Consider the following 12952-nt stretch of genomic DNA (forward strand, 5'->3'; position numbering starts at 1 on the left):
TCAAGGCTTACTGGGTCAGCCTTTTTGTCGCTAGCCTGGGGGTTATTGATAACGGGGACTGGAAGAAGGTAACGTTTGTCCGTGAAGGTGCCGAGGACCTCGATATGCTACGTACGGTGAGTGTGCTTAAGAGCTTTGCCTGGGTGACCATGATTCGTGACCTGCGTGTGCAGAGGTTGCAAAAGCGCAGTGAATGGATGATTAAGCGTCTGTGGGATGCTTTCCTTGATCCGGAAACGTCCAAATCCATTATTCCGTCTGATTGGCTGCAACGTTATGAGAAGGATCAGGCGAAAGCGAACCCGATCTGGACCTGGGAGCACATGGTGATTGATTATATTGCCGGGATGACGGATGCTTTTGCCGAGAAAATTTACAATGAACTTTACGGTCTCAAGGTCGGTTCCATCTACGATCTGGACTAGAGATAAGCGAGACGAAGGGAGATGAGACGCTTGGGTGCGAACATCAGTGGAAAATACAATCTGGGCGTACTTGACCTTGTTCCAAGGTTGAACGGCGCCACAGCAGAACAGGCGCTTCAACAATCTGTTACACTTGCGCAGCATGCTGAAGAGTGGGGATATTCGAGGTACTGGACGTCAGAGCACCATGACATGGATGAACTGGCATCAGCATCGCCGGAAGTGTTGCTTGCCCATATTGGCGCGCGAACGAACACGATCCAGCTTGGCTCGGGTGCCGTGCTATTACCGCACTATAGCCCGCTTAAAGTAGCGGAGTCGTTCCGACTGTTGGCGGCGCTTTATCCGGGACGGATTGAATTAGGCTTGGGACGTGCTCCTGGGGGTGGCCCCCATGCGACGATGGCCTTGAGTGGCAATTACTTGCAACATGTGTCCAAGCTGCCTGAATCACTCGCAGCACTGACCGAACTGCTGGAAGACCGTTACACCTATGAAGAACATCCGGTGACGGCCCGACCGATTCCGGCGCTTCCGTTATCCTTATGGATGCTGGGTACCAACGTAAAGAGTGCCGAGTTTGCCGCCCGTTTTGGCATGGGGTATGTATTCGGACAATTCATGAGTGACGCGGATGGTACAGAGGCCGTGCGGCGTTATCGGGAGGGGTTCATCCCCAGCGCTAACAGGAAAGAGCCGGAGGTTATGGTTGCTGTCGGTGTTCTGTGTGCGGAGACGCAGGAAGAGGCGTTGTCCTGGAGCCACGAGATGGCGGAGAGACGCAAAGCCGGAGGGAAAGAGCATTCGCCCCAGTCTGACATCGCCAACACGAGTATCCGCACCAACGACGATACGGCCGATGCCAATGGAAATGAAGTACAACGGCATCACGCCGGTACACCTGCACAAGTCTGGAATCAGCTGCAGCAGGTGTGCCACAGACTGGACACGGATCGGCTTCTTGTGGTGACAACCGGGCCGGATTACGAGAGAAGGTTGGCTTCTTACAAGTTACTGGCGAACGCATAAGGGATGGCTGGTTAGTTGTTATGATACAAAGAAGGGCTGGTTCCATACCCGCCCTCTGCATGGATTCAAATCTTGAGAGCTGCAGATCGGATATTTGCCGTATGCTGCAGCTCTTTTTTGTTTCATTTTAGTTTAAATTTTTACATCGTTCGATTCCATTCAACAGGTAATGTGAAATAATCACAAGATTTTACAAAATAAAGCATGACTAAAACAAAAGAATGTTATAGTACTTTACGTCTCTTTTCCTATAGATATAATATAGAAAAGAGTAGTTTGCAAGATGCCAAAAGAAGGGTAAAACAACGACAAAAGCACCTAAAATATGGAAGTGGCCGAAGATGGGCACAAGGGGGAAATCATATGTTCAGCAGATTCAGGATCAAGAGTATCGGTCTGCGTATCAGCATCGCGTTCTATTTATTAATCCTCTGTTTAATTCTTCTTAGTGTCACGATTGTTACACGAATGAACTCGATGGAAAGAAACACGAATGAGATCACTAATAACTGGATGCCCTCACTCCAACAGATTAACCGTTTGAACTATACGACAGAACATATTTTGTCATTGAGTTATCGCCATTATGATGCACAGGCTGGGGACAAAGCGAGCCTCGCTGAAGAACGTACCAAGTATATTCGTGAAACGGCCCAGGCAATTAAAATATACGATCAACAGGAAAAGACAACGGAAGAAAAGGAACATTGGGATGCATTCAAAACGAAGTGGGCAGCGTACCTCAAGATTAACACACAATCCATTAAGCTGAGTGATGAAGGCCAGGAACAATTGGCCAAGGAAGTGTCCGAAAAAGGGGCCGATTCCTTCGATGCCATGCAAGTCGATCTGGATTATCTGGTGGAATACAATCAGGAACAGTCCAGCATCTCTGCTGCGCAGACGATCAGATCCGTCCAGGATGGCCGAATCATTATCATCATTGGTGTTCTAGTGATGATTATTATTACGGCGATTGCGATCCCGATCATCCGTTCACAAGTCGTAAAACCGCTGCTTCGGGTCATCAGTGCCGTGAAACTGATTGCGGAAGGTCAATTAAATGTCCAGGACATACATACCAAACATGAAGACGAAGTTGGTGTACTTGCCAAAGCCGTGAACGACATGAAAGGTAATCTGACCTCCATGGTATTGAATGTCAGACGGATCGCTGAAGCCGTCAACCGCCAAAGCAGCGAATTGGCCATTTCCTCTGAAGAGGTTAAGATTGGCAGTCGTCAAATTGCGATAACGATGGAAGAGTCGGCAAAAGCAGCAGAGAGTCAGGCGGAAACGGCTGTTGAATCTGCCCGCACCGTCCAGGGATTGAACGAACATATTCAGCAACATTCGGAGCAGGGAAACCAGCTTCGCCAGATGTCAGACCTCGTTCTGAAACAAGGACTGACCGGTCGCGAGTCCATGGAGCAATCCGTGAACCAGATGCAGCAGATTGCTGGCGTAGTTTCATCTTCCATGAACAAGATGGAACAGCTGGATCGCAAAAACGAAGACATATCGCAGTTGGTTCAAGTCATTCATGACATTGCGCGCCAAACCAACCTGCTTGCATTGAATGCTTCCATTGAAGCTGCCCGTGCAGGAGAGAGTGGTCGCGGATTTGCAGTCGTTGCAGCAGAAGTGCGTAAATTGTCCGAAGCCGTTCGGACTTCAGTGGAAGAGATTACCGTCATCACAGAGGATATTCAGAAGGGTTCCCAGGGTGTGGTTGAGGAATTGCGAACAGGTGTACTGGAGACGGAGCGCGGGCAGCAGCAAGTACGCAATTCCGGCAATCTGTTCCGTACCATTAGTGAGTCGGTAGAGGGCATGGTTCAGGTCATTGGTACAATGACGGATGGTCTGGAGAGCATGCAGGAGGCGAGCGGACGCATGAATGATTTCAGTCAACAAATTTCGACAGTATCGGAGGAATCCGCGGCCAGTGTAGAGGAAGTGTCAGCGTCGGCTGAGGAACAGGTGAGTTCAATGGAAACGATTAGCGGCAATATTCAAACCTTGAAAGATTTGTCCGAAGACCTGCTTGTTTCCATTGAAAAATTAAAAATATAAACCTCTTCTTATAATAGAAGAAACATGAAGGACGGCTACCATGGTGAGCTCTACAAACAACAAAGATTCAGTTGTCAGAAGTTACGTATATACCTTTGCTTGCCATGAGAATGAACGTGCCCTATGTGAACTGGAGTTGGAAACGATGCTCGTTCCTGGTACAGATATTCATTCAGGCAATCATGCTTTTGTTCGCTCCAATCTATGCATTCCACCAGGTAGAAGTCCGTTTGTCCGAGGCAGACTGGATGTGATGGCCGAAGCGGATACGGTAGAAGATCTGAAGCATGCCGCTTCACAAATCGATCTGTCTTCTGGTGAAACGTTTAAGGTTGTCTGCCTGAAAGAGGGCGATGACATGCCGGATTATGCGCATTCCCGTCTGCTGGAAAAAGAGCTGGGCATGTGTATTAGAGGAAAAGCCATGATGAAACAGCCTGAGGTGACTTTCGGACTAATCCATGCGAATGGGAAATGGCTCCTCGGTCAATGGACAGAGGCGGATCGTTCTTGGCAAACCCATCATCAGAAGCCGCAAAATTATTCCACAGGCCTTGGTGTTACGTTAGCCAGAGCGTTGGTCAATATTGCTATTCCTCAAGTGGAGGGACATCAGTTGCTTGATCCGTGCTGTGGAATGGGAACCGTTGTTATTGAGGCGTTGTCGATGGGGATTGAGGCAAAAGGGAATGATTTGAACCCTTTGGCTGTGCAAGGCGCGCGAATTAATCTTCCTCATTATGGTTATGATTCAGCCAGAATTACACTCGGGGATATGAATGATCTGGAAGGATCGTACGATGCAGCCATCCTCGACATGCCTTACAATCTGTGCTCGGTTCTTCCGGATGAGGAACAACTTGCCATGTTAACGAGTTTGAAGAGGCTTGCAGGTCGAGCGGTTATCGTTTCCACCGAATGGGTGGAGGGGCACATTCTGGATGCCGGATGGAACATCGATCAGTATCGAACGGTGAACAAAGGCACGTTTATACGTCACATTTGGCTATGTACTTAGAACGACTGTACTGAAAATAATAGAAAAAACCTCCATACCGGAAAAATCCATTTTCCGGTATGGAGGTTTTTGATTTTCGTAGGGAAACTACCTCACATGGATTTGTACAATTTCACATAAGAACATCAAGCATTTTTAGTATTTATGACTATAATTCACCAGATTAAGCGGAAGCTTTTTTCCGGCAACATAGGATTCCAAATTTTGTATAAAAATATCAAGTGCCCGTTCGGTGTATTGCTCTGTGCTGCCTGCAATATGCGGCGTAATCAAGACGTTATCCTTGCCCCACAGTCGATGATCGGCAGGTAGTGGCTCCTCCTCAAATACGTCAAGTGCAGCAAAGGCAATCTGTCCACTGTCCAGTGCACCCAGCAGAGCTTCCGTATTCACGCATGGACCACGTCCCACATTGACGAAACAGGAACCGGATTTGAAATGCTCAAATGCAGTCTGATTATAAATATGGTGGGTTTCATCCGTAAGGGGCAAAATATTGATGACGTAATCGCCTTGACTCAGTGCTTCGTGTAGGCCGGACATAGTGTACATTTGGTCTACATTCGGAACGTCTTTTCCGGAGCGTCGAACCCCAATGACGTTCATACCCAGTACTTTGAGAATGCGCGCGGTTTCTGATCCAATCTCTCCGACACCGACGATAACCGCAGTTTTGCCATGCAATTCCGGGAGCGGTTTGCCTGGTGATTTCCACTCCGCCTGTTGCTGGTACAGCATCGCTTGTCTGAGCCAGCGGCTGTGGGACAACATCATGCCCAGAATAATTTCGGTAATGGGAATGGCGTGTACGCCATTAGCACTGGTTAGCATAATTCCTTTTTGTTCCAAATCCGAGAATGGAAGGTTGTCCACCCCTGCGGACCAGACTTGAACCCATTTCAGAGGACTGTTTTCTTTCAGCACATGCTCGGTTACGAGAGGAGACCAGCCTACGACAATTTCGGCTTCTTTTAACTCCGATGCGTCAATCTCCTTGGCTTTGCCAACCGTAAGTGTATAACCTGGCGCTGCATCCAAAATACGTTGTTGTTGCTTCGTCGACAAGGATGGAAAACATACAATTTTACCCATAGTTAGTGGCCTCCTGAATTCAAATAAGTTGTGGTATTAGTTTAGCAGAAAAGAAGACGATGTGCGTAAAAGGCAGGAATACAGCCTCATGTGCAAATCCCAAAAATTGTGTCACTCTATACTTAACCAGCTTGAAACCATAGAGACGACTGTGAAATAATAAAATGAACTTTAGAAGAGGTGTATACCATGAATAACTATTCATATACGGATCTTCCATCCCGGCGGGAACGATTATTTATTGCACTTCGGGTGCCAGCACATATTCAGAATTCACTTCGGATGTCTGCAGAACAGGTGCAAGGAAAGCTTGATTTTCGGAAATGGACCGATTATAGAGATTATCATATTACATTGCAATTTCTGGGAGATACCCTTGTTAGTGACATTGGACATCTTCGGAAAGCGCTGCGCTCGGCAACGGCCTTATTCCAGCCTTTTGAGCTGCAATTATCCGGATGGGGAACGTTTGGTCTGGAAGAGGCACCAAAGGTGCTGTGGAAGGGTGTTGAAGGAGATATCGATCAACTTCATCTTCTGCAAAAACGGATCGTGGACGCAACTTCTTCCCTTGGATTCGAGGCTGAATTAAGACCTTATTCTCCTCATATCACGATTGCACGTAAATTTCTGGGTGGGGACCCAGGAAATGAAGATAAAGGAATATTTAAAGTGCTTCCTGCACAATTTCTAGGTGTTAATTCTTGGATGGTACAAGATTTTGTGCTTTATGTGACACAGCCAGGTCAGACGCCGATGTATGAGGTCGTGGATACGTTTTCTTTTTCCTGAAACTCATTGATATGACATAAAATCACATTGACATTACGTTATTCCCTATGTAATATTAGCCATCGTTATTCAAATTCTTTTTTTGTGGTTACTTAGATTAGGGAATTGTTTCGACAGGAGGAATCTTCGAATGGATATTATAAGCAAGAATCGTTGGGTGGCACCGATGTTATCTGTGCTGCTTGTATGTATAGTGGGGGCTAATGTCGTTCAGGCGACTGGAAAGTGGAATGAGGCAAGTGATAGCAAACAGATGACCGAACTCGCGGCTTCTGCAGAAAATAGCGAAAATTCTTTTAGCGAAGACAGGCGAATGATGAAAGACGGGACAAGTCTATCTACTGATGCGTCTATCCAGGCTGATAACTGGACCAATTCGCTCCCAGCCAAGAACTGGCTGACGGCTGCTCAGGAAGAGCAGGAACAGAAAGAAGCTAAGGCTAAACATGTGGCCCGAGCTGCGGCAGCGGCTAAAGCGAAGAAAGAGGCTGCTCTGAAATTGGCCAAGGTAGAGCATGCCAAAGCGGTAGCTGCAATTACCACTCCCCCCCAAAAACTTTACTTTACACGGACCAAACTTCTGAACCAGGAAGACTCAAAACTTGCAACCTGGTCATACAGTGTGTCCGATAAAGAGCTGCTTCTGCTGCAAAAAATCGTCATGGCAGAGGCGGAAGGTGAACCGTACGAAGGCAAAGTGGCAGTTGCCAATGTTGTCTTAAACCGGCTGCGGTCAGCCAATTTTCCCGATACCATTTATAAAGTAATCTACCAGAAATCTCAATTCAGTCCTGTAGCGAACGGGCGCTTGAAACGTGTTACTCCCAATGAGGACAGTATCAAGGCAGTCAATGCAGCGTTGAATGGGAAAAAGGAAGTCGCTGATGATACGTATTATTTCTTGTCATTGACGCTTGCGGATGATCTTACAGTGGCTCGCTCCCAGAAAAAAGTAAAAACGATTGGGCATCATACTTTTTATAAGTAATTGATCTGTAAATTCTGCAAACAGGCAGGGTAGTTAACTATGTATTGGTTACGTAGACCTTGAAAAGCCCTGTAATGTAGTTTTATTTCGTCGTTTTTAATTTAATTGGTGATGAGGGTTTGTTATTTAAATTACCCTTTTTTGCAGCAAGTCATACGGATATATGATTGAAATAAAAGAAGGTTCCCTTCCGAATCAATGGAGGGGAACCTTCTTTATGCATGTCCTTAAGAGATAGAATGCCCTCGTAGAAGGGCTGGAAGGGGTCACAGAGCTGCTAGAATGGTATTCGGGTACCTGACAGCGAAGTTGCCCCAATTCCGGCTGTGAAGCGCTCCTTGGGTGCGGATGTGACTTCGGCTGTAGCCGGGAACAATAAATCATGGACAGCCTGGGCACAACATGTTGGATCATAGGTGTTTCTGCTCCCAGGTTTGTGAACTGATTTCAGCTGGCTTTCAGCATAACGTGGTGCATAGACCTGCTCACTTAGGTGCTTGAAGCGATTGGTAATAACGTCAGCAGAGTGAATGACCTGGCCGTATCCGGCTTGTACAAAATATTCACAGTTTTCTTCTTCCTGCCCCGGCAATGGAGGCACGAATAACATCGGCAAGCCTTTAGCCAATGCTTCCGTACAAGTCATGCCACCGGGCTTCGTAATGAGCACATCGGATACGTCCATCAGTTTGCTAACCTCGCGGGTATACCCTAGAATGCGTATATTCGGATGCTGGAAGCAGGGCATTTCCTTCAACTTGGCAATCATTTTCTCATTGCTTCCCAGACAGAACAGCAGCTGTACCCGATCCGCCCAGGAGGCGAGAGCCTTCATATGCTCCTCATCAAAGGAAAGTCCCCATCCGCCACCCATGAGCAGAGCAGTCGGCATGTTCTGAAGCCCCATTTCCTGTCGGAGGCTTACCTTGTCTCCAGCTTCCCAGAAGTCAGGATGTACAGGAATGCCGGTGATTTGGATTCTGGAGGGCTCAACACCCCTGATTTCAAGCAGAGCCTTTACCTGTGGCGTAGATACCAGATATTTGTTAACCTCGGGATTAATCCACGTTGCATGTACGTCGTAGTCTGTGACGAGCGTATACAGTGGAATATTGAGTCCCTGGCGTTTCAGCCGGGAGATGACCGCATTCGGAAAAGGATGGGTACAGATCACGGCATCGGGTTTTAATTGGGATACGACTTGAGCCGTCTGTGTATAGAAAATCCGGTGCAAGGCCAGTTTGGTAAATCCGTTTAGTGATTTGTTGTATTGCGTCCGATACAGCAGACTGACCAGCTTGGGCTGAACCGTTAGCGTTTTCCGGTAAGCGGACAGAATTAGCGGAGCCATAGTTGGATTTAAAAATTTACCAAGCTCAATGACCCGACTATGCACATGTGGACTGACTTTCTTAATGCCGCTTGCGAGCGCATGGGCGGCCTGGGTGTGACCGGTGCCGAAACCTTCGGATAACAAGAGCACTCTTGGTTTTCGCATGAGTTCACCTTTATTCATCAATTTAAATTTAACATCTCATAGTCATACCGCACGTTGCATTACTACATGAATATACAGCGAAGCGGAAAATCATGTTCATTCGTTACATATTTACACTATAGTTAATGTTCTGATACATCGAAACTTCGTCTTTATCCGTGTTATTGGAGTCATCATACACTATAGACGACGATAGAAGCAGTTTCCACTGCATTTCGGTTAAAAAAAATTAACACAAATTTTTAATGTTAGGGTTGCAATCTGATGGTGAGAGTGGTAATCTTGGTTTTGACCGAATGACCGAATTGTATTTTTGGTCATTTAAAGAGAACGATCAACAAAAATGAGGAGGGGATATGATGGCTCCGATTGACAGGAGACAGCAGGTCATTCATGCAGCCGCGCAGTCTTTTGCCATGTTTGGATACAAGGCAACCACGATGGATCAGGTAGCGAAGATTGCGAACGTTGGCAAGGGAACGATCTATACGTTCTTTACGAATAAGGAACAATTGTTTGATCAGATTTTGGTGGAAGTCATTCAGGAAATGAAAAATATTGCTCATCGTGAAGTTCATCAGGAAAGTGCTTTTTTTGATAATCTGTTTCGTGTGCTTGATTCATTGCTGGAGTTTCGCCGTGATCACGATTTGCTGGTTAAATTGTCCCAGGAGCTTAAGGATTTTGGAACTCTTCAGGCCAAGGAAGGTTTGGAGAAAGTGGAGAAAGTCATCTCTGATTTTCTGGCACAGGAGCTAGAGAAGGCAAGGAGCAACGGAGAGATTCGTGACTGTGATCCACAGGTAGTAGCCTTTATGATGATTCGTTTGTACATTGCCCTCACCTCAGATTGGAGCAAGCAACACGAGCCGCTGAGCAAAGAGGAAATCAAGGATTACTTTCGCCTTTTCTTAATGGAAGGAATTGCTGCCGCAACGTAACCCGAATTTATTCTACTATAATATGGGTTAATTATAAGCATGCAGGCAGTGAGGCTTGTCGAGAGACAGGTTTGTTTTTTTGCCCTGAAGTGACCGTTTGAGGAAAGTGGTCACTTCGTGTTTCGGTAATTTTTCGTAACAAAACAAATTAATTTCATTTTGGTTATTCTGCTCATAGAGCAGAGAGAACAAGGGGAGAAAATAACATGAAATCTTTATCCGTGTTTTTCAAGGATGTGGGATCGGCCGTGAGAAACCCAAAGGTGTTGATCCCCGTTATTGCCATTTTGTTTATTCCGATTCTATATAGCGGTATCTATTTGGCTGCTTACTGGGACCCATATGGTCATGTCGATGAAATGCCGGTGGCAGTTGTTAACCTTGATAAAGGTGCAGAGCTGGAGGGCAAATCATTGCATGTCGGTAGTGACCTTGTCGATGAACTGAAGAAGAATGCAGATTTTAAATGGGACTTTGTCAGTGCCAGCCAAGCCAAAGAAGGCATGGAAAACGACAAGTATTATATGCAAATTACGATCCCGGAAAACTTTTCATCCCAGGCAACCACGTTGCTTGATGACAAGCCAGAGCCGGCTGATCTGATCTACGAACCGAATGGAAATTACAGCTTCGTGGGTGCGCAGATTGGCAAGACGGCCATCAAGGATCTGAAAGCGAAGGTTTCGGCCAAAGTAACGGAATCTTATGCGGAGACACTGCTCGACAAGTTTTCCGAAGTATCGGACGGATTGGCTGAAGCTGGCGACGGCGCAGGAGATTTGAATACCGGCGCAGGCAAGCTGGATGATGGAGCTGTGAAGCTCAAAGATAATCTGGCGAAGCTGGCATCCGGAACATTGGAGCTTCAGGATGGCTTGTCTCCATTAAGTGATGGTGTCAATGCACTGCACACGGGTGCAACCAAACTTGAAAGTGGAACATCGAACCTGGTATCCGGTTTGCAGCAGCTTCAAACGGCGGCAACAAGCCAGCTTCAGAGCGGTGCAGACCAGTTGAAGGACGGCAGTGCCAAGCTGGAAACCGGACTGAAGTCTTCCGTGGATGGAGCAGGCAAGCTGAAAGCGGGTCTGCAATCGTCTGAGCAGGGCAGTGCGAAGCTGTCTGAGGGTCTGCAAAGCGCAGTGCAAGGCAGCGGCACATTGGCCACTGGCCTGCAATCGGCAGTAGATGGCAGCAGCAAGGTTGCTGACGGTGCTCAGAGCGTTGCTGACGGGTTGAAGCAGCTTGCTGCATCCAACCCTGAACTGGCAGCTAGTGAGGATGTACAGAAGCTGCTGGCAGCCAGTTCAGCAGTTGCCGAAGGCAGTAAGCAACTGCATGAGAGCGAACAGAAGCTCGCGCAAGGTGCAGATCAACTGCACCAGGGCAATCAGCAACTGGCAGCAGGTGCGTCCGAGCTGCATGGAGGCCAAGAGCAGCTTCTGACGGGTGCGAATCAGTTGGTGGATGGCCAGCAGCAATTGCTGGCGGGCGCTGGACAGCTTAGCCAGGGCGGAGCGAAGCTCTCCGATGGTCTGAAGCAGTTTAGCGGCAAGTTGGGCGAAGCTGCAAGTGGTGGTACATTGCTCGCAGATGGAGCCAAGCAACTGGGCTCGGGAACCACAGCCCTGCAAACGGGTGTAGGTAAGCTGAGCGGTGGCGTGAGTTCACTCACGGACGGCTCCAAACAACTCGGTGACGGTGCAGGCAAGCTGGCGGACGGTTTAACTGAGCTAAAAGATGGCTCAAGCGAACTGGCTACCAAGCTGAATGATGCGGCTCAGAAAACGTCAGAAGTCAAAAAGACAGACGATGTGGTGAACATGTTCGCCGAGCCTGTGAATACGTCCGAGAACACAACAGAGAACGTAAGTAATTACGGTACAGGTTTGACACCGTTCTTCCTGTCCATCGGTTTGTTTGTTGGATCGCTGATTTCAACGATTGTTTTGAAAATGCGGGAAACTTCCGTACCGGGCGCAACCGGGTGGAACCGTTTTGTGAGCCGTACTCTCGTATTCGGATTTGTGAGCATTATTCAATCCGTGATCGTGGCAAGCTTCATGTTGTACGGTCTTGGTCTGGAAACACACAGCGTACCGCTGTTCTATCTGTTCACGATCTTCACGGGACTGACCTTTATGTTTATTGTTCAGGCTCTCGTAACCTGGCTTGACTTGCCAGGGCGTTATGTTGTCATCCTATTATTGGTCTTCCAACTTGCAGCAAGTGCGGGAACCTTCCCAGTAGAGCTGATTCCGTCATGGCTACAGGCATTTAGCCCTTGGTTGCCAATGACGCACAGCATCATGGGCTTCAAAGCAGTTGTATCAAGTGGCAATTTCGATGTGATGTGGCATCAGGTCGGCATTCTGGCAATCTATGCAGGTGTATCTGTGCTGCTGACATTGGCTTTCTTTCTTTGGAACGGCAGACGTCGCAAAAAAGAAGTCGAAGTGGCTGAATCCGGTCAAGTTGTGACGGCATAAGCTGAATTGGCTCGGAACAGGACAAAATATTGAAAATAAACATTGAACTCAAGTATCAAAATTATGCAATATAGTAGTCAAATAGTGCAAAGAGTCTGTGACCTGAAAATGGGTTGCAGACTCTTTTTGTATACAAATGTATAGGGAAGTAGATAATCGCTGGAATATGGCATGAGAAATTGGACGAACTATGGATAAACGCAGGCCACATATGGAATGATTTTCTTTTGTCAGCAATTAAAATTAGTTGTACTCTGACATAAAATGTGTATAATTATTCGAAAAAGAGATGAATTTTAGCATCATCACACTAAAGCTGTACTGCAAAACATTTCTTATCAGAGGTATTAAAAAGTTTAAATTGCGCTGATGTTAGGTCGGTGTTAAAATAATAGAACTATATCAAAAAACGTCGCTCCATATCAGTGACCGTGCCAGCGGTTGCGTGTTGTTATACCAAGCTGTTTGCCGGATGATCCGGATCAGCTCATCTCATGGATGGCCTCTATCGCAATAGCAGCACTTATAAGATTGACAGCTCTTATTGCTGTCGCCCTCGTTCATCTAGCAGGCGATTGTTCATATCGAAAACGCCCGCTCCTCC

General features: G+C 47.1%; 9 protein-coding genes and 1 pseudogene. 8 read left to right on the plus strand and 2 right to left on the minus strand.

Going from position 1 to position 12952, the window contains the following annotated elements:
- The 4 genes and pseudogenes from AMS66_RS34160 to AMS66_RS25410 all read left to right on the plus strand — a co-directional run.
- A pseudogene (locus AMS66_RS34160) lies at nt 1-425 on the plus strand (deoxyguanosinetriphosphate triphosphohydrolase family protein); the annotation flags it as partial.
- A gap of 30 nt (nt 426-455) precedes the next feature.
- On the plus strand, nt 456-1454 hold the full coding sequence (locus tag AMS66_RS25400; RefSeq protein WP_236703624.1) for an MsnO8 family LLM class oxidoreductase: 999 nt from the start codon (nt 456-458) through the stop codon (nt 1452-1454).
- 363 nt (nt 1455-1817) lie between these two features.
- Nucleotides 1818-3530, plus strand: coding sequence for a methyl-accepting chemotaxis protein (locus AMS66_RS25405; RefSeq protein ID WP_053783430.1), 1713 nt, complete (start codon nt 1818-1820; stop codon nt 3528-3530).
- Nucleotides 3531-3570: 40 nt separating this feature from the next.
- Nucleotides 3571-4548, plus strand: a complete 978-nt coding sequence (locus tag AMS66_RS25410) for a TRM11 family SAM-dependent methyltransferase (protein WP_053783431.1) — start codon at nt 3571-3573, stop codon at nt 4546-4548.
- Between the two features lie 135 nt (nt 4549-4683).
- On the opposite strand, the gene AMS66_RS25415 is transcribed toward AMS66_RS25410, so the two are convergent.
- Nucleotides 4684-5640 carry a D-2-hydroxyacid dehydrogenase gene (locus tag AMS66_RS25415; RefSeq protein WP_053783432.1) on the minus strand — a complete coding sequence of 319 codons (957 nt, stop codon included), beginning with the start codon at nt 5638-5640 and terminating at the stop codon, nt 4684-4686.
- Between the two features lie 189 nt (nt 5641-5829).
- Between AMS66_RS25415 and thpR the strand changes: the two genes are divergently transcribed.
- A complete protein-coding gene (gene thpR / locus AMS66_RS25425) occupies nt 5830-6432 on the plus strand; it encodes an RNA 2',3'-cyclic phosphodiesterase (protein WP_053783434.1) in 603 nt (200 codons plus the stop codon).
- 130 nt (nt 6433-6562) lie between these two features.
- Nucleotides 6563-7420: a cell wall hydrolase gene (locus AMS66_RS25430; RefSeq protein ID WP_053783435.1), complete on the plus strand. Its 858-nt coding sequence runs from the start codon at nt 6563-6565 to the stop codon at nt 7418-7420.
- A 277-nt stretch (nt 7421-7697) separates the two neighbouring features.
- Here the strand turns inward: AMS66_RS25430 and AMS66_RS25435 are convergent, their stop codons facing one another.
- On the minus strand, nt 7698-8918 hold the full coding sequence (locus tag AMS66_RS25435) for an MGDG synthase family glycosyltransferase (RefSeq protein ID WP_053783436.1): 1221 nt from the start codon (nt 8916-8918) through the stop codon (nt 7698-7700).
- 359 nt (nt 8919-9277) lie between these two features.
- Between AMS66_RS25435 and AMS66_RS25440 the strand changes: the two genes are divergently transcribed.
- Nucleotides 9278-9859: a TetR/AcrR family transcriptional regulator gene (locus tag AMS66_RS25440; RefSeq protein WP_053783437.1), complete on the plus strand. Its 582-nt coding sequence runs from the start codon at nt 9278-9280 to the stop codon at nt 9857-9859.
- Between the two features lie 206 nt (nt 9860-10065).
- Nucleotides 10066-12348, plus strand: a complete 2283-nt coding sequence (locus AMS66_RS25445) for a YhgE/Pip family protein (protein ID WP_053783438.1) — start codon at nt 10066-10068, stop codon at nt 12346-12348.
- Nucleotides 12349-12952 lie beyond the last annotated feature (604 nt).

Source organism: Paenibacillus xylanivorans (assembly GCF_001280595.1).
GTDB classification, from domain to species: Bacteria; Bacillota; Bacilli; order Paenibacillales; family Paenibacillaceae; genus Paenibacillus; species Paenibacillus xylanivorans.